The sequence below is a fragment of the Gordonia sp. (in: high G+C Gram-positive bacteria) genome (assembly GCF_047600565.1).
Taxonomy (GTDB): domain Bacteria; phylum Actinomycetota; class Actinomycetes; order Mycobacteriales; family Mycobacteriaceae; genus Gordonia.
On record NZ_JASGKN010000001.1, the window covers coordinates 2,845,175 to 2,861,482 of the forward strand.

General features: G+C 68.7%; 19 protein-coding genes and 1 pseudogene. 10 read left to right on the top strand and 10 right to left on the bottom strand.

Annotated features, from left to right (window positions below; all coding sequences use genetic code 11):
• Positions 1–50: 50 nt before the first annotated feature.
• Positions 51–233, bottom strand: coding sequence for a hypothetical protein (locus QM774_RS13920; RefSeq protein ID WP_414976443.1), 183 nt, complete (start codon positions 231–233; stop codon positions 51–53).
• A gap of 283 nt (positions 234–516) precedes the next feature.
• Here QM774_RS13920 and rplN point away from each other — a divergent pair, with 283 nt between their 5' ends.
• From rplN to QM774_RS13940, 4 genes are read left to right on the top strand one after another with little or no spacing between them, the layout of a single operon-like run.
• Entirely contained in the window at positions 517–885 is a 369-nt protein-coding gene (gene rplN / locus QM774_RS13925; RefSeq protein WP_414976444.1) for a 50S ribosomal protein L14, read from the top strand.
• A gap of 1 nt (position 886) precedes the next feature.
• Complete coding sequence (rplX, locus tag QM774_RS13930) at positions 887–1,204, top strand: 50S ribosomal protein L24 (protein ID WP_414976445.1); 318 nt, start codon at positions 887–889, stop codon at positions 1,202–1,204.
• A 2-nt stretch (positions 1,205–1,206) separates the two neighbouring features.
• On the top strand, positions 1,207–1,785 hold the full coding sequence (gene rplE / locus QM774_RS13935; RefSeq protein ID WP_414976446.1) for a 50S ribosomal protein L5: 579 nt from the start codon (positions 1,207–1,209) through the stop codon (positions 1,783–1,785).
• A 1-nt stretch (position 1,786) separates the two neighbouring features.
• Positions 1,787–1,972, top strand: a complete 186-nt coding sequence (locus QM774_RS13940) for a type Z 30S ribosomal protein S14 (RefSeq protein ID WP_414976447.1) — start codon at positions 1,787–1,789, stop codon at positions 1,970–1,972.
• Between the two features lie 91 nt (positions 1,973–2,063).
• On the opposite strand, the gene thiS is transcribed toward QM774_RS13940, so the two are convergent.
• The gene (gene thiS / locus QM774_RS13945) at positions 2,064–2,288 is read right to left on the bottom strand and encodes a sulfur carrier protein ThiS (RefSeq protein ID WP_414976448.1); all 225 of its coding nucleotides are present in this window, start codon (positions 2,286–2,288) and stop codon (positions 2,064–2,066) included.
• 41 nt (positions 2,289–2,329) lie between these two features.
• Here thiS and QM774_RS13950 point away from each other — a divergent pair.
• Positions 2,330–3,236: pseudogene (locus tag QM774_RS13950) on the top strand (TIGR03564 family F420-dependent LLM class oxidoreductase).
• Between the two features lies 1 nt (position 3,237).
• Here the strand turns inward: QM774_RS13950 and QM774_RS13955 are convergent.
• Positions 3,238–4,338: an MFS transporter gene (locus QM774_RS13955; RefSeq protein WP_414976449.1), complete on the bottom strand. Its 1,101-nt coding sequence runs from the start codon at positions 4,336–4,338 to the stop codon at positions 3,238–3,240.
• 270 nt (positions 4,339–4,608) lie between these two features.
• Positions 4,609–5,043, bottom strand: a complete 435-nt coding sequence (locus QM774_RS13960) for a MarR family winged helix-turn-helix transcriptional regulator (RefSeq protein ID WP_414976450.1) — start codon at positions 5,041–5,043, stop codon at positions 4,609–4,611.
• 56 nt (positions 5,044–5,099) lie between these two features.
• Between QM774_RS13960 and QM774_RS13965 the strand changes: the two genes are divergently transcribed.
• Positions 5,100–5,654, top strand: coding sequence for a cysteine hydrolase family protein (locus QM774_RS13965; RefSeq protein ID WP_414976451.1), 555 nt, complete (start codon positions 5,100–5,102; stop codon positions 5,652–5,654).
• On the opposite strand, the gene QM774_RS13970 is transcribed toward QM774_RS13965, so the two are convergent.
• The 4 genes from QM774_RS13970 to QM774_RS13985 all read right to left on the bottom strand — a co-directional run bounded on the left by QM774_RS13970 (position 5,655) and on the right by QM774_RS13985 (position 9,425).
• Entirely contained in the window at positions 5,655–5,909 is a 255-nt protein-coding gene (locus QM774_RS13970; protein WP_414976452.1) for a DUF5652 family protein, read from the bottom strand.
• 274 nt (positions 5,910–6,183) lie between these two features.
• Entirely contained in the window at positions 6,184–7,161 is a 978-nt protein-coding gene (gene puuE / locus QM774_RS13975) for an allantoinase PuuE (protein ID WP_414976453.1), read from the bottom strand.
• Positions 7,158–8,138, bottom strand: a complete 981-nt coding sequence (gene alc / locus QM774_RS13980; RefSeq protein WP_414976454.1) for an allantoicase — start codon at positions 8,136–8,138, stop codon at positions 7,158–7,160. Before alc ends, puuE begins: the two co-directional genes overlap by 4 nt.
• Before the next feature lie 48 nt (positions 8,139–8,186).
• Positions 8,187–9,425, bottom strand: a complete 1,239-nt coding sequence (locus tag QM774_RS13985) for a DUF6986 family protein (protein ID WP_414976455.1) — start codon at positions 9,423–9,425, stop codon at positions 8,187–8,189.
• 121 nt (positions 9,426–9,546) lie between these two features.
• On the opposite strand from QM774_RS13985, the gene uraD reads away from it, so the two are divergent.
• The gene (gene uraD, locus QM774_RS13990) at positions 9,547–10,356 is read left to right on the top strand and encodes a 2-oxo-4-hydroxy-4-carboxy-5-ureidoimidazoline decarboxylase (RefSeq protein WP_414976456.1); all 810 of its coding nucleotides are present in this window, start codon (positions 9,547–9,549) and stop codon (positions 10,354–10,356) included.
• Positions 10,357–10,361: 5 nt separating this feature from the next.
• Here uraD and QM774_RS13995 read toward each other — a convergent pair whose 3' ends face one another.
• Together QM774_RS13995 and QM774_RS14000 are read right to left on the bottom strand one after the other, a co-directional pair.
• Positions 10,362–11,849, bottom strand: a complete 1,488-nt coding sequence (locus QM774_RS13995) for a helix-turn-helix domain-containing protein (protein WP_414976457.1) — start codon at positions 11,847–11,849, stop codon at positions 10,362–10,364.
• Positions 11,850–11,937: 88 nt separating this feature from the next.
• Entirely contained in the window at positions 11,938–13,434 is a 1,497-nt protein-coding gene (locus QM774_RS14000; protein ID WP_414976458.1) for a nucleobase:cation symporter-2 family protein, read from the bottom strand.
• Between the two features lie 404 nt (positions 13,435–13,838).
• On the opposite strand from QM774_RS14000, the gene QM774_RS14005 reads away from it, so the two are divergent.
• From QM774_RS14005 to QM774_RS14015, 3 genes are read left to right on the top strand one after another with little or no spacing between them, the layout of a single operon-like run.
• The gene (locus QM774_RS14005; RefSeq protein WP_414976459.1) at positions 13,839–14,141 is read left to right on the top strand and encodes an urease subunit gamma; all 303 of its coding nucleotides are present in this window, start codon (positions 13,839–13,841) and stop codon (positions 14,139–14,141) included.
• A gap of 8 nt (positions 14,142–14,149) precedes the next feature.
• Complete coding sequence (gene ureB / locus QM774_RS14010; RefSeq protein ID WP_414976460.1) at positions 14,150–14,524, top strand: urease subunit beta; 375 nt, start codon at positions 14,150–14,152, stop codon at positions 14,522–14,524.
• Positions 14,524–16,251: an urease subunit alpha gene (locus QM774_RS14015; RefSeq protein ID WP_414976461.1), complete on the top strand. Its 1,728-nt coding sequence runs from the start codon at positions 14,524–14,526 to the stop codon at positions 16,249–16,251. The genes ureB and QM774_RS14015 overlap by 1 nt, the downstream gene beginning before the upstream one ends.
• The last annotated feature ends 57 nt before the right edge of the window (positions 16,252–16,308 follow it).

Below are 16,308 nucleotides of genomic sequence, written 5' to 3' on the forward strand. Positions count from 1 at the left end.
GGATAGAAGTAGTCGGTCCATGTTCGTGGGCCCGGGGCCATCGCTCGACGCTACTTGTCGCGCTTGGCGCGGGCGATGACCCGGCGAACGGCCTCGTCCTCGGTGATTTCACCATTCAGCATCGAGATCAGGTCCGCGCGGCCCTCATCGGACATCCGGTGTCCTGCTGCGGCAAGGATTCCTTCCGTCTCGGCGAGCAGTTCTTCCTGCCGGGTGTTGAGTGGTGCGGCCATCATGATCCTTCGGTCGGCTCCTTCGATTCTACGCAGACAGCACCGCTGAATCGAGGCCTCGATCGAGGCTGTGCACAACCACGATTTGGCTCTGGCCTGCGGCAACACCTACACTTGAACGGTTGCCTGCGGCGCCTGGCGTCGCAATCCGGCTCGTGAACCCACTGGGATTGACCGTGAACCACGGAAAACCCCAGGCAGGCGCGTGTTCCGGTGGTGACAGACCATGTGCGTCGGGTCGGAAATCCGGCGGACATAAGAATCCAGGTCAAGGAGACAAGCAGTGATTCAGCAGGAATCGCGCCTGCGGGTCGCCGACAACACCGGTGCGAAGGAAATCCTCTGCATCCGCGTGCTCGGCGGATCCTCGCGGCGTTACGCCGGCGTGGGTGACGTCATCGTCGCCACCGTGAAGGACGCCATCCCCGGCGGAAACATCAAAAAGGGTGAGGTCGTCAAGGCCGTCATCGTGCGCACCGTCAAGGAGCGCCGCCGTGCCGACGGCTCGTACATCAAGTTCGACGAGAACGCGGCCGTCATCCTCAAGAACGAGAACGAGCCCCGCGGTACCCGAATCTTCGGCCCGGTGGGCCGCGAGCTGCGCGACAAGCGCTTCATGAAGATCGTGTCGCTGGCTCCGGAGGTGATCTGACATGAAGGTGCACAAGGGTGACACCGTGATCGTCATCGCGGGCAAGGACAAGGGCGCCAAGGGCAAGGTCATCGAGGCCTACCCGCAGCGCGAGCGGGTGCTCGTCGAGGGCGTCAACCGCATCAAGAAGCACACCGCCGCTTCGGCCAACGAGCGTGGCGCCGCCACCGGCGGGATCGTGACCCAGGAGGCCCCGATCCACGTGTCGAACGTGATGGTCGTCGACGCCGACGGCACTCCGACGCGCGTCGGCTACCGGATCGACGACGAGTCGGGCAAGAAGGTCCGTATCTCGCGCAAGACCGGGAAGGACATCTGATTATGACCACCAGTGAAAAGGTCCAGCCCCGTCTGAAGACTCGCTACCGCGAGGAGATCAAGGGCCAGCTGGGCGAGCAGTTCAACTACGACAACGTGATGCAGATCCCGGGTGTCGTGAAGGTCGTCGTCAACATGGGTGTCGGTGACGCCGCCCGCGACGCCAAGCTCATCAACGGTGCGGTCGCCGACCTCGCGCTGATCACCGGCCAGCAGCCGGAGATCCGTCGCGCCCGCAAGTCCATCGCCCAGTTCAAGCTGCGCGAAGGCATGCCGATCGGTGCTCGCTGCACCCTGCGCGGCGACCGTATGTGGGAGTTCCTCGACCGTCTCGTGTCGATCGCCCTCCCGCGTATCCGCGACTTCCGCGGCCTGAGCGACCGTCAGTTCGACGGCAACGGCAACTACACGTTCGGCCTCAACGAGCAGTCCATGTTCCACGAGATCGACATCGACTCGATCGATCGGCCGCGCGGTATGGACATCACCGTCGTCACCACGGCCACCAACGACGACGAGGGCCGCGCGCTGCTGAAGGCGCTGGGCTTCCCGTTCAAGGACTCGAACGCGAAGGACAACTGACATGGCAAAGAAGGCTCTGGTCAACAAGGCCAACAAGAAGCCCAAGTTCGCGGTCCGCGCCTACACGCGCTGCAACCGCTGCGGACGTCCGCACTCGGTGTACCGCAAGTTCGGTCTCTGCCGCGTGTGCTTCCGCGAGATGGCGCACGCCGGCGAACTGCCGGGCGTGCAGAAGTCGAGCTGGTGAGCTTCGCCGGCGTTTGACGCCGGCACCTGACACCGCGACGGCCCCGTCCCCCTTCACCGGGTGGCGGGGCCGTCGTGCATCCGCGGCACGGTCAGCCGCAGCCGACCACCGGCACCACGTCGAGGCGGGCGCCGTCGGTCAGGGCGGTGGTCGTCCACTCGTTGCGGGGGATCTCGACGTCGTCGACCGACGCCGCCAGTCCGGTCGGCACCACACCGCCGGTCAAAGTCCGGGCCAGGTCGTCGATGGTGCTGCCGTCGGGCACGTCGCGTGCCCGGCCGTTCACGACGCAGTTCACGATGCGGGTCCTTTTCATCGAGGCCAGGATATAGGTTGGCCGACGTGGAGATCAGCCTCATGCACACCGTCGACGGACGGAAGACCCTGCACCTCGACGAGTACATCGCGACGCTCGCGCAGTACGAGACGGAAGGCTTCGGCCGGATCTGGGCCACCCGGATGCCGACCGAACCGGATGCGCTCACCGTGCTGGCCGTCGCCGGCCGCGAGGTGCCGCGCATCGAGTTCGCCACCGGGGTGCTGCCCATCCAGCCCCAGCATCCGATGAACCTGGCGCAGCGCGCACTGACCGTCAACGCCGTCACCGGCGGCCGCCTGACCCTGGGTATCGGTCTGACCCACCAGGTGGTGTCGGAGGGGATGTGGGGCATTCCGTACGAGCGGAATCTGCGGCGCGTCAACGAGTACCTCGACGGCCTGCTGCCGTTGCTGTCCGGACAGCCCGCCGAAGCCGTCGGCCAACTGCACACCACGCGTGGCGCGATGACCCTGACCGAGGTGCCGGCACCCCCGGTGTATCTGGCCGCACTCGGCCCCCGAGATGCTGGCGATCGCCGGGCGCCGCACCGCCGGAACCGTCACCTGGATGACCGGGCCGAAGACCCTGCGCGATCACATCGTGCCCAGCCTCCGGGAGGCGGCGACCGCAGCCGGCCGCACAGAGTCCGACGTGCGGACCGTCGCCTTCCTGCCGGTCGCCGTCACCGACGACCCGGACACCTCGCGAGAGACGGCGGCCCGCCAGTTCCGCATGTACGGATCGTTGCCGTCGTACCGGGCGATGCTCGACCGAGAAGGCTATGACGGTCCGGCCGACGCCGCGATCATCGGCGACGAGGCGACCGTTCGCGGCCGCCTCCAGGAGGTGGCCGACGCGGGTGTCGACGAGTACGTCGGCATCGTCTTCGATCGCGATCCCGCAGTCCGTGACCGGACTCGCGCACTGCTCGCCTCGCTGCGCTGACTCACTCGGCGGCGCCGAGACGATCACGGGCCTCGGCGATGTCATCGGGTTCGACGCGGCCCACCCGCCGGAGTGAACGGTCGAACACGGTGAGGGCGAAGAACAGCAGTGACACGGCGACCACCACCCAGCCGAGGGTGTGCAGGCCGGCCGTCGTGGCGCGCGCGCCGTACACGTTGCCGTACACGACCGACGCGGTGATGGCACCCAGATAGCTGAACGTCCGGAGCAGGCCGGCCGACGAGGCGATCCGCTGCGGGTCGGCCTGGAAGTACAGCGAGTTCTGGATCGCCAAGCCGTTCAATCCCTGCGGGATGCCGACCACGATCATGACCCCGACGATGAACCAGACCGGGGACGTCCCGGTCAACAACAGCACACCGAAGCTGGCGAGAAGCTGGGCCGTCGATCCGACGAGCAGTTTCCAGGTCACTTCCGGCCGCCGCCCGAACGCGGCGGAGAACACGATGCCGGTCGCGAAGATCGGCAGCAGCACCAAGCCGGCGTGGGCGGCGTTCAACCCGCGCCCGTCCTCGAGCCACTGCGTGAAACCGTAGATGAAGGTGTACGAGACGACCGCGGTCAGCAATGCCCGCGCAAAGGTCCGTAGGAGTGGCGCGTTGCCGGCCAGCACGCGTAGATCCAGGAACGGGTCGTCGGCACGCAACTCCCACCACACGAAGACGCCTCCGACGGCCGCGGCGGCCACCGCGAGCCACGCTAGGCCGATCGAGATGTTCTGCAGAAAGATCAGCAAGCCGATCATGGATATCGCGAACAGTCCGATGCCGCGCCAGTCGATCACCGGCCGGTCCGTCGTGGACGGTTCGAGGCCGGTGCGGCGCGGCAGGTACAGGAGCCCGAGCGCGGCGCTGAGCAGCCCGAGCGGCAGGTTGACGTCGAACGATGCCCGCCAGCCCCAGCCGCTGATCAACAGTCCGCCCAGGGTCGGGCCGATCACGGCGACCGTCTGGGTGGTGATCGACAGTGCGGTCAGAACGGTGGCGGGGGAGGTCAGCCCGGTCCGTTCGCCTTCGGCGCGAATCATGTGCATGGCGGCCGGATAGCCGGCGCAGGTGCCGATGCCCAGAACCACCCGCACGGCCACCAGCCACCAGACCGAAGACGTCGACGAGGCGTCCGACCAAGGGCTGCCCGATGGTGGTCGCCAGATACAGGGCGGACACCAGCCAGACCGTCTCCGATGCGGGTGCGCCCAACGCTATCCCGATGGGGGTGAGGGCCACCGCGATGATCGAGGTGTTGATCGGGTTGAGCACCGCACCCAACAGCATGGGCGGCAGCAGACGGCGGTCGAAGCGGCCGGCGGGTGCCGGCCGTCGGGGGTCGAGGCTCTGTAGCGCGAGCACCATCAGGTGAGGACTCGTTCGAGGATGGCCGTCGCCTCCCGGACGGTGGCGAGTTCGTCGGTGCTCAACTGGGACAAGGTCTGTTCGAGACGGGTGTTGACGGCGGCACGGTTGCCGTCGAGCCGGGCGTGCCCGGCGTCGGTGAGAGTGATGAGCTGTCGCCGCCCGTCGGTGGGATCCGGGCGGCGGGTCACCAGGCCCATCTGTTCGAGGGCTTCGACGGTGGCCGCCATCGACTGCGGGCGGACCTTTTCGCCGGCGGCGAGGGCGCTGGTGGTCGCGATTCCGGCGCGGCCGAGCCGGGAGAGGGCCGAGGCCTGTGACGGGGTGATCTGATCGTCGGCTCCGGCCTCACGCAGGTGGCGCACGATGCGGGCGACGACGGAACGCAGATCGATGGCGGCCTGGGCGATGCCGGCCTCGCGGGACTTCGACATATCAACAGGATAGACTGTACAGTTATAACTGTCTAATAACGCGGTGGAAGGACACCATGAGCAGCGCCCTGATCCTGATGGATTTCCAGAACGGCATCGCCGGACGTCCCGGCTTCGAGCCTGTCGTCGACGCCGCCGCCCGGTCGCTGGCAGCCGCCCGCGACCGAGGGGTGCCGGTGATCTTCGTCCGCGTCGCGTTCGGGCCCGGCTATCCCGAGGTCGCCGCCACCAACCGGGCCTTCTCTGCCACCAAAGCGAACGCCGGCGACGCCATGCACGTCGACGCGCCCGGCACCCAGATCATCGCCGCCCTCGCACCCCGCGACGGTGAGCCGGTGGTGGTCAAGAAGCGGATCTCCGCATTCGCCGGCAGTGATCTCGACGTGCTTCTCCGCGGACTCGACGCCGACGAATTGGTTCTCGCCGGCGTCTCCACCAGCGGAGTGGTGCTGTCCACCGTGCGGCAGGCCGCCGACCTCGACTACCGGCTGACCGTTCTCCAGGACGCCTGCGGCGACCCCGACCCGGAGGTGCACGCGATCCTCATCGGAAAGGTGTTCCCGAAGCAGGCGACCGTCACCACCGTGGACGCCTGGGCAGGTGACCTCTGATCAGCCCGGCGTGACGTCGTATCCGCCGGGCTTGCTGCGACGTCCCAGCAGCAGGTAGATCGCCGGGAGCACACCGACCGAGTTCACGACGGCCAGGCCCACGCCCCACAGCCACTTCGGTCCCCGGACCTCGTCGCGCTCGCGCGTCGCCAGATCGCGTCCCGCATACAGGCGCAGACCCGCATCCAGCGCGGCGCCACCCGCGATTAGCGCCTTCTGCCGGTCGGACAGGTCCTGCCACTTCTTCTTAGCCATGAGGCCACGGTACTGCGGTTTCCGTGCCGCTCGGAGGGTTTGGTTTCGACGCGGGGCGTCGTCGTCGCTGTGCTCCGTCGTCGACCCGGCTCAACCGGCGGGATGGGGGCGGTTCCGTTCGGCAGCCCGTTCGAGGGGGCGGTCCTGTTCGGCGGTTGAGCCGACCGACGAAGGAGGTCGTGTCGAAACCAAACACTCCGACGGGGGAGTGGTTTCGACTCGCCGGATCGGCTAGCGCCTCTCCGGCGGCTCAACCAACGGGGTAGGCGGCGGCTCAGCCGTCGAGTGGTGGGGAAGGGGCGGGGTGGTGGTCGATCCAGTGCCGGGCGATGTCGGCGCGGCGCGCCACCCAGACCCGGTCCCGCGACTGCACGTAGTCCAGGAAGCGTTCCAGCGCGGCGGTGCGCGCCGGACGCCCCACGATCCGGCAGTGCAGGCCGACGTTCAGCATCTTCGGACTGCCGGCCAGACCCTCCGCGTACAGCACGTCGAACGCATCACGCAGATGGTCCTCGAAGTCCTTGCCGGTCGAGAAGCCCGACGGCGACGAGAACTTCATGTCGTTGGTCTCCAACGAATACGGCACCACCAGCTGCGAGTGCGTCGCACCGTCCTCGGTGTCGACCTGCGCCCAGTACGGGAGGTCGTCGCCGTACGAGTCGGAGTCGTAGAGGAAGCCGCCCTGCTCGACCACCAGACGTCGAGTGTTGGGGGAATCCCTCCCGGTGTACCAGCCGAGCGGATGCTCACCGGTCAGCTCGATCATGAGCTTCACGGCCTCGGCCATGTCGCGGCGTTCGGTCTCCTCGTCCACCAACTGATACGACTTCCACCACAGGCCGTGGCAGGCGATCTCGTGGCCGAGACGCTGAAAGGCCGCCAGGGCCTCGGGATTGCGTTCGAGGGCCTTGGCCACCCCGAAGATCGTCAACGGCAGATCGCGCTTCTCGAACGCACGAAGCACCCGCCACAGGCCGGCACGCGAGCCGTACTCGTAGTTCGACTCCATCGACATGTGCCGATTGGGGAAGGCGGCCGGATCGGCGAGCTCGGACAGAAAGGTCTCCGAGCCGGGATCGCCGTGCAGTGGATTGTTCTCCGCACCCTCCTCGTAGTTGAGGACGAACTGGACGGCGATCACCGCGCCGCCGGGCCACTGCGGGTCCGGGGTCGTCGGACCGTAGCCGACTATGTCGCGCGGATACGGCTGCGTATCGCGGGCCGTCGACGGCGAACCTCCAGGCGTGGTCATCGCAGCGCCGCCCGACCCTGCTCGGTGAGCTCGCCCCACAGCCGCATACGCAGCATGCCGCCGTCGGGGTAGACGTCCATCCGCACCTCGGTGACCGGGGTGTCGACGTCGATCGGGAAACGGTGCCGGGTATCCGGCTGCAGGCGGGTACGCGGCATCAGTTCGAACCACGGCCCGTTGCCGTCGCGACCGCTCAACGACGCCTCGCCCGGCGCATTGCCGAGGAAATGGGTGGTGTCGAGCTCGGCCATATGCACCACGCCGTGGGCGGCCAGCCGGACCGCCACCCAATCGTTGCCGCCGGTCCGGCGCCGGGCCGTCTCCCAGCCTTCACCCATGGTGCGGCCGCGACCGGGCAACAGCAGGTTGTCCGGTGACGAGTAGAAGCGATTCGAGCAACCCGAGACGGCGGCGCCGTTCTCCAGCGCCGCCAGATCGACCGGGCCGAGATCGAGCAGATCCGGATCCGGGCGGGCCACACCGTGCACGCGCAGACGGGCCACACCGCCGTCCGGATAGATCGACAGCCGCACATGGGTGTACGTGTGGCGGTCGGACACCGAATAGTCGTTCTTGGTGTCGCCGTAGGCGGTGGACTGCGACACCAGTTCGGTCCAGTCCGCGGCCAGCACCTCCTCCACGGTCGGGTAGCCCGGCACGTTCGCGCCCTCGAGCGAGATCGACGTCGGATAGTTGCCGCGGAACCACGAGGTGTCCACGACGGCCCCGTGGATGATGCCGGGGGCGCCCAGACGGACGATGGCCGCATCGTGGCCGTCGTCGCGGCGGCGGCGCGTCTCCCAGCCGTCGTACATCTGACCGGTGTGCCCGAACGTGTGCGGCGAGTACTCGGCGTCGCCCGGCTTGATCAGGTTCTGCCGCTGCGCGAAGAGCTCGTCGTTGGCCCAGATCACCGAGCCGCCGATCAGGCGGGCCGCGAGATCGGGCAGGGTGTGGAAGGCTTCGGCGGCGGTCATGGCGTCCTTAATGTCAGGGCGGATCGACGGTGCCGATCGCGCGAGGGTCTATTGCGCGGAGGCGGGCACGGGTTCGCGGCGGGACAGCGCGGTCAGCACCGCCTCGTCGGTGCGCGGGGCGTGCACCCGCAGCTGGGCCTCGGTGAAGGCGCCGCACTGCAGGCCGCGCAACACCAGAGCCGACAGCGACTGCGCCGTCGCCGGCTCGTCCATCATGCTGCCGCCGGCCGAGCGCCGGCAGTAGGCGTCGATCCGGGTCGCGGCGGCCGGCATCGCTCCCCGGTAGAACGACAGGGTGGCCGCCCAGCGGGTCACCAGATGGCCCGGATGCAGATCCCAGCCCTGGTAGATGCCGCCGGTCAGCGAGCGGGTCACCAGATCGAAGTGGCGCACCAGTGCCGAGGTGACCTCCTCTTCGGTGCCCTGCGGGATCACCTGCGTCGACCCGTCCGACACCCACACGCCGGCCTGGGCCGCTGCGAGCATCATGACGTTCTTCGCGTGGTCGGCCGTCGGGTGCGCCAGCGACTGATAGCGCGGGGCGACACCGAGAGCGGTCGTGTAGTCGTAGGTGCCGAAGTGCAGGGCCGTGCACCGGCCCTCGCTGCGGCGGATCGCGCGGGCGACACCGGCGGTGCCGTCGGCGCCCAACACGATGTGCGGGCTCTCGATCTGCAACTCGTAGGTCAGCGTCCCCTCGGCCAGTCCATGAGCCTTCTCGAAGATCTCGCACAGGGTGACCAGTGCCGGGATCTGTTCGGGGGAGCGGATCTTCGGGACGGTGAAGACGAAGCCGTCCGGCACGCCGCCGGCGCCCTCCAGGACCAGTTCGAGAGTGCGCATGCCCCGTCGGCGTTCGGCCGGTTCCAGGCCTCGCGGACGGATCCCGAACCGCTCCGGGGCGCCGGGACCGGTGAGTCCGGCCAGCACGCCGCCGATCCGGCGCGCGTCGGCGTCCTCCGACGCGTCGTCGCGATGCTTGTAGCCGTCCTCGAAATCGATGCGCAGATCCTGGATCGGCCGGGTCCGCAGCGCGGTCTCCAGTCCGTCGATGTCCACGCCGTCGCCGAGCCCGGCGACCACGTCGCGGTTCTCCTCGAGCAGGGCCAGGGCGCCGTCGCCCCACACCTGAACGGTGTTCTCGTCGGCGCGGTCGGCGGGCACGTAGACCGAATGGATCGGCTGGCGGCCGGTGCGATCGCCCGGAAACTGCCGTGCCAGCGCGGCATCCACCGGCTCGAGCAGCGCGTCCACGCGCCGCATCGCTTCGTCCAGATCGACCTCCATAGCCGGAGCGTAAGTCATCGGCGCCGGTCGCGGCCTTGTCGGATCCTCCAACGATGACTGGTCTGCGGAGCAGCGATTTCGTAGTTTCTGGGCGGGTGGCGCCGAGGCGATCCGAACAGGCTTGTCGGTATGGGATCGACGACCCGCGAATACGACCTCGAGAAGCATCAACGCCCTCGGCGCCGACGACCTGAGCGGTCTGCTGAGCGGAGTGTGCACGGCCCCCGAGTGGATCGCGAACGTCGTCGCCGCGCGGCCCTACGAGACCGTCGACGAACTGCTGGCCGTCTCCGATCACGCGGTCGCTTCGCTCACCGCCGAGGGACTGTCCGCCGCGCTCGACGGCCACCCCCGGATCGGGGAGCGGTCCGGCCACGCCGCGTCGGCGCGGGAGCAGGCCGCCGTCCTGGCCGCCGGCGACGACTTCGCCGGACGTATGGCCGACGCCAACGCCCGCTACGAGGAACGGTTCGGGCACGTCTATCTGGTGGCGGCCGCCGGCCGCAAGCCCGACGAACTGCTCGGCCTCCTCGAAACCCGCCTCGCCAACGACCCCGGTACCGAGAACACGGTGGTCCGCCGGGAACTGGCCGCCATCAACCGGTCGCGCCTGGCCGCCCTGCTGCCGGCCAACGTGCCCGTCTCCACCCACGTCCTCGACACCACCACCGGCCGTCCCGTCGTCGGAATGCGCGTCGAACTGATCGGGCCGGACGGACCGGTCGCCGACGGCATCACCGACACCGACGGCCGGATCCCCGGTTTCGCTCTCGTCCGCCCGGGCCGGTACACCGCGATCTACCACACCGGCGACCACTTCCCCGACGGCCTGTACCCGCAGGTCGCGATCACCGTCGACCTGCGGACCGGCAAGGTTCATCTGCCGCTGCTGCTCTCGCCGTTCGCCTACTCCACCTACCGGGGCAGCTGACGCGCTCATCGCAGATCGAGGGCGAGCCGGATGTCGACGCGGTCGCCCATGTCGGCCAGATTCCGGCCGGTGAGCTGCTCGGTGCGCGCGATCCGGTAGCGGACCGTGTTCTGGTGCATGTGCATGGCATCGGCGGTCCGCACCCACGAACAGCCGTTGTCCATGAACTGCACCAGCGTCTCCAGCAGACCCGCATCGGTCGCGGCGTCGTAATCCTCCAACGGGCCCAGCACCTGGCGAACGAAGTCGATCCGCACCTGGTCGGGCAGATGTGAGAACAGGGCGGCCGCCGTACCCAGTTCGGCCGCCGACGTCACCGACAGGTCCTCGTCGCCGAACCGGGATGCCTGCCGTGCCCCGCGCACCGCCCCGCCCAGCCCCGATTCCTCGGTCACTTCGCAGTACCCGATCGACAACGGTCCGTCGAGCAGATCGAGGACCCGCCGCAACTGCAGCCGCAGCGTCTCGGCCAGGCCCTGCGGGGACCGGGTGGCGACATGCGCGACGACGTCCCCGTCGGACACGGCGACGGTGGCCCGGCCGGCGACCCCGGCCAGGACATCCCGGACCAACGGCCGCACCCGTTCGGGTTCCCGGCACCGCACCACCAGAATCACTCCGCTGCCCGGGCTGGTCGGATCCGACAGCATCTCGCTGATCGCCAGATCGTCGTGCCGGTCGAGCAGAGCGTCCGACTCGGTGTCGCGGGCATGCAGCAGTGCCGCGATCGACGCGAACTCGCTGAACCCGTCCATGGCCTCGACGCTGAGCGTCGACGGGGGAGTGTCCACCACCAGATACCAGGCGCGTGCCGCATCCCGGACCCGGCCGACGGGAATGACGGTGCGCCGCCCGACCGCCAGCGGGAAGTGGCGGCTGTCGTGTGCGGCGCGCAGGATCTCGTCCACCTCCTCTTCGGTCAACGGACGCCCGAGAGCGCACACCCGCCGCCCGGTGGCGGTGAGGATCTTGCAGCCGATCCCGGTGGTGCCGACCACCGTCGACGCCAGATCGTCGAGCTCCCGGCCGGCCGCCAGCGACGACAGCAGCCGCCGCGACTGATCCAGGGCGGCGCGAAGACGCTGTGCACGATCGGCGGTACGGGCGATGAACTCGTCGATGATCTGGGCGAACGAGACGTCCGCCGGCACCGAGAACAGCGGTAGCCGATGCGTCCGGCAGGCCTCCACGAAATGCTCGGGGATGCCTTCTAGATGGTCGATCCCCGCCCCGATCGCGATCGCCCCGCCGGCGATCGCCGACGCCACGAACGAGTCCGAATCTCCGGGCTCGCCGCTGTGGAACAGCATGCCGGTCAGCAGCAGTTCACCGCCGCTCAGATAGCGCTCTGGCAGCGGCTGGTCGGTGACGAACACGCGCGCGATCTCCAGTTCCCGTGCCGCGCCCGGGTCAACGAGCAGCTCGAGACCCAGGTCCGGGTGATCGAGCAACTGCCGCAGCTGCATGGCGAAACCTCCAATACGGTTCGTCATGCACGCTAGGAACCGGATGTTGTCGGAATGTTTCGCGCACGCAACGCGCGCGTTCGGATTCCCGTCGCCGGATGCCGCCCGGCGGCGGTCAGTGGGCGGCGATCGGTTCGGTGTCCTCGACCGGCTTCACCTTCACGGTCTGCCCGGCCTCGAACGAGCCGCCCTCGGCCAGCACCCTCATCTCGACGTCGCTGACGTTGCGGGCGCGGGCCGCGGCCATCGCCATGCCCGACGGCTCCACCGGCCGCCACACGTTGAACAGCAGGTTCAACAGGACCGCGGTGATCGCCGCCGAACTGATTCCCGACTCGAGGATGGTGCCGGCCCACGTGGGCAGGCCCGACCAGAACTCGGGCGAGACCACCGGCACCAGGCCCATGCCGATCGACACCGCGACCACCAGGATGTTGGTGGTGCCGCTGTAGTCGACCTTGGTGAGCGTGCGGATACCGCTGGCCGCGACGGTGCCGAACAGGGCGATGCCGGCGCCACCGAGCACCGGGCTCGGAATCATGCCGACCACGGCCGAGGCCATCGGCGACAGACCGAGCAGCAGCAGGACGCCGCCGCCGGCGGCCACCGCGAACCGGCTCTTGATTCCGGTGAGCGCCACCAGACCCACGTTCTGCGCGAACGCGGTCGCCGGGAACGAGTTGAACACCGGCGCGATCGCGGAGACGCCCATGTCGGCGCGGAGACCGCGGGCCACGCGCTTGGTGTCGACGTCGGTCTCGACCACCTCGCCGACGGCCAGGATGTCGGCCGTCGTCTCCACCATGATCACCAGGATCGCGATGGTCATCGAGACGATCGCGGCCAGCTCGAACACCGGCATGCCGAACGCGAACGGTTCCGGGAAGCCCACCACACCGGTGCCGTGCACGCCCGACGTATCGATCTTTCCGCAGAGTGCGGCGACGATCGTGCCCACCACCAGACCCAGGAGGATGGCGACACGGGTCAGCTTCTTGACCTTAGAGAACGCGAGGATCAGGGCGAGCGTCAGCATGGCCAGCCCGATGTTGGCGGGATTCGCGAAGTCCGGGTTCGCCACCGACTTGCCGTCGACCGTCACGGTCTCGTTGCCGGTGACCCAGCGTGCCGCCACCGGCATCAGAGACAGGCCGATCACCGTGATCACCGAACCGGTCACCACCGCCGGGAACAGCTGCACGATCTTCGCGAACAGCGGGATCACCGCCAGACCGATCAGGCCGGCCACGATGATCGCGCCGAACGCGGTGCGCAGTCCGTGCGTGCCGTCGTCGCCGATGATCGCCAGCATGGTGGCGACCGTCGCGAACGACACACCCTGCACCAGCGGCAGCTGCGAGCCGACGCCGGGGAACCCGAGCGTCTGCACGAGGGTGGCCAGACCCGACATGAACAGGCAGCCGCCCACCAGGACCGCCTTCTGCTCGACGCTCAACCCGGCGGCGCCGCCGATGATGATCGGCACCGCGATCACGCCACCGAACATGGCGAGGATGTGCTGGACGCCGTAGCTCAGGGTCGTCCAGAGCGGAAGCTTCTCGTCTTCCGGACGCGAGCCGGCGAGGTTCGGGGTGGCGGTCGTGGTCTTCATAGCGACCAAGGGTGCGACCGGCGCAGAAGGCGAACAATCAGAACGCCTACAGAAAACCGGGCCCCCGAAGGGGCCCGGTTCGGCAGATCCTACGAAGCGTCTACTTCAGACGCTCCTCCTCTTCGCGCTCGAGGCGATCGCGCTCGGCCTGCTTGGCCTTCTCCTCTTCTTCGATCTTCTGCTCGTGGGCGTTCTTGTCGCTCATGACGTCTCCTGTCGTGGGTTGCTGATCGCAGTCTAGGGCGCGGACGGGGTTTCTCGGCTGTTGCGCGTTTATGACGTTCTCGTGACACCGTCGGTGACGACCTCGGAAAACACTGTCTACCTGCACAGAAGTGGTCGGAGGAAGCTCCAGATCAATGGCAGCATGTGCCCTGACGACGCCCGCGACGACAGGAGGACCCGTGCACTTCACCCCCGGAGACACCGAGAAGCTGCTGCTGTCCGTGGCCGGCATGGTGGCGCGGGACCGGCATGCGCGCGGTATCGCCCTGAACTACCCGGAGACCGTCGCCCTGCTGTCCACCTGGGTCATCGAACGCGCCCGCGAAGGGGTGCCGGTGACCGAACTGGCCGAGACCGGACGCCGGGTGCTGTCCCGCGGCGACGTGATGGACGGAGTCGCCGAGATGGTGACCGAAGTCCAGGTGGAGGCCACCTTCCCGGACGGCCGCAAGCTCGTCACCCTGCACCAGCCGATCGACTAGGAGCGCCGATGTCATCCAACTCCACGAGCGGGCCCGGCGCCGGACCGACCCGGCCCGCTCACTCCGCTCCCGGCGCCGTGCGCGTCCGCCCCGGAACCCTCGAGATCAACGCCGACCGGACCGCCGACGAACGCCTCGATTTCGTCATCGAGAACACCGGCGACCGTCCCGTCCAGATCGGTTCCCATCTGCATCTGCCCGACGCCAACAGTGCCCTGCAGTTCGATCGGAAGGCCGCCCACGGCTTCCGCCTCGACATCCCGGCCGGCACCTCACAGCGTTTCGAGCCCGGAGCCTCGCGAACCGTCGCCGCCGTCGCCTTCCGCGGCGCCCGCCGGGTACCCGGCATCGCGATGGGCAAGACCGAGGGAGGGCGGCTCTGATGGCGCGCATCGACCGCGAACGGTACGCCGCCCTGTACGGCCCGACCGTCGGAGACCAGGTGCGCCTCGGCGACACCGACCTGTGGATCGAGATCGAGAAGGACCACACCTTCGGCGGTGAGGAATCGGTCTTCGGCGGCGGCAAGTCGATTCGTGAATCGATGAACCAGGGCACCCGCACCCGTGCCGCCGGAGCCGGACCCGACGGGCCCGCGCCCGGGGCCCCCGACACCGTGATCACCAACGTGATCGTCCTGGACTGGTGGGGCATCGAGAGGGCCGACGTCGGTATCCGCGACGGCCGCATCGTCGCGCTCGGCCGTTCCGGCAACCCGGACATCGCCGACGGCGTACACCCCGACCTGGTGATCGGCCCGTCCACCGACGTCATCTCCGGCGAGGGCCGGATCCTGACCGCCGGCGCCATCGACTCGCATGTGCACCTGCTGTCGCCGTCGCAGATCCACGAAGCGCTCGCCACCGGCATCACCACCGTCATCGGCGGCGGCACCGGACCGTCCGAAGGCTCCAAAGCCACCACCGTCACGCCCGGCGCCTGGCATCTCACCCAGATCCATCGGGCGCTCGACCCGTTGCCCGTCAACGTGGTCCTGCTCGGCAAGGGCAACACCGTGTCGGCCGAAGGCCTCGCCGAGCAGGCGCTCGCCGGCGCCGGAGGCCTCAAGGTCCACGAGGACTGGGGCTCGACGCCCGCCGCCATCGATGCGGCGCTCACCGCCGCCGAAGAGTGGGGCCTGCAGGTGGCCCTGCACTCGGATTCTCTCAACGAGGCCGGATTCGTCGACTCCACCATCGCCGCCATGAAGGGCCGATCCATCCACGCCTTCCACGTGGAGGGCGCCGGCGGCGGTCACGCCCCGGACATCCTGTCGATCGCGTCGCTGCCGCATGTGCTGCCCGGCTCCACCAACCCGACGTTGCCGCACACCGTGAACACGGTGGCCGAGCACCTCGACATGTTGATGGTGTGCCACCACCTCAACCCGGCCGTACCCGAGGACCTCGCCTTCGCCGAGTCCCGCATCCGGGCCACGACCATCGCGGCCGAAGACATCCTGCACGACATGGGCGCCCTGTCGATCACATCGTCCGACGCTCAGGCGATGGGCCGCATCGGTGAGGTCATCACACGCACCTGGCAGGTCGCGCATGTGATGAAGGCGCGACGCGGGGCGCTCGACGACGGTCCCGCCGACAACCAGCGGGCCCGACGCTACGTCGCCAAGTACACGATCAATCCGGCCGTCGCGCACGGCCTCGACGACGAGATCGGCTCCATCGAGACCGGTAAGCTCGCCGACCTCACGCTGTGGTCGCCGGCGCTGTTCGGGGTCCGCCCCGATCTGATCATCAAGGGCGGTGCCATCGCCTGGGCCGGACTCGGCGACCCCAACGCCTCCATCCCGACCCCTCAGCCGGTGCTGCAGCGGCCCGCGTTCGGCGACGCGATCGGACCGGACCTGTCGGTGACGTTCGTGTCGCCCGCAGCCCTGGACGACGGGCTCGCCGGGCGACTCGGACTGCGCCGCGCCCTGGTGCCCCTCAAGCCGACCCGGGAGATCGGCAAGAAGGACATGAAGGTCAACGACGCATTGCCGGCGATCGACATCCGGCCGGACACCTTCGAGATCTCCATCGACGGCGACCCGGTGACCCCTGCTCCCGCCGAGCGGCTGCCACTCGCCCAGCTCTACCAGATGTTCTGACGTGGACACCGCTGTTGGGAACGACGTGAGCGGTCGGTCCGCCGCCGGGAGCGAAGC

Coding starts and splice junctions, on each gene's coding strand:
- thiS (WP_414976448.1), bottom strand. CDS start 2,288: ATGAAAAGGACCCGCATCGTGAACTGCGTCGTGAACGGCCGGGCACGC.
- rplX (WP_414976445.1), top strand. CDS start 887: ATGAAGGTGCACAAGGGTGACACCGTGATCGTCATCGCGGGCAAGGAC.
- puuE (WP_414976453.1), bottom strand. CDS start 7,161: ATGACCACGCCTGGAGGTTCGCCGTCGACGGCCCGCGATACGCAGCCG.
- QM774_RS13965 (WP_414976451.1), top strand. CDS start 5,100: ATGAGCAGCGCCCTGATCCTGATGGATTTCCAGAACGGCATCGCCGGA.
- alc (WP_414976454.1), bottom strand. CDS start 8,138: ATGACCGCCGCCGAAGCCTTCCACACCCTGCCCGATCTCGCGGCCCGC.
- QM774_RS13995 (WP_414976457.1), bottom strand. CDS start 11,849: ATGACGAACCGTATTGGAGGTTTCGCCATGCAGCTGCGGCAGTTGCTC.
- QM774_RS13985 (WP_414976455.1), bottom strand. CDS start 9,425: ATGGAGGTCGATCTGGACGAAGCGATGCGGCGCGTGGACGCGCTGCTC.
- QM774_RS13970 (WP_414976452.1), bottom strand. CDS start 5,909: ATGGCTAAGAAGAAGTGGCAGGACCTGTCCGACCGGCAGAAGGCGCTA.
- QM774_RS13960 (WP_414976450.1), bottom strand. CDS start 5,043: ATGTCGAAGTCCCGCGAGGCCGGCATCGCCCAGGCCGCCATCGATCTG.
- QM774_RS13920 (WP_414976443.1), bottom strand. CDS start 233: ATGGCCGCACCACTCAACACCCGGCAGGAAGAACTGCTCGCCGAGACG.
- QM774_RS13940 (WP_414976447.1), top strand. CDS start 1,787: ATGGCAAAGAAGGCTCTGGTCAACAAGGCCAACAAGAAGCCCAAGTTC.
- rplE (WP_414976446.1), top strand. CDS start 1,207: ATGACCACCAGTGAAAAGGTCCAGCCCCGTCTGAAGACTCGCTACCGC.
- ureB (WP_414976460.1), top strand. CDS start 14,150: ATGTCATCCAACTCCACGAGCGGGCCCGGCGCCGGACCGACCCGGCCC.
- QM774_RS14015 (WP_414976461.1), top strand. CDS start 14,524: ATGGCGCGCATCGACCGCGAACGGTACGCCGCCCTGTACGGCCCGACC.
- QM774_RS14000 (WP_414976458.1), bottom strand. CDS start 13,434: ATGAAGACCACGACCGCCACCCCGAACCTCGCCGGCTCGCGTCCGGAA.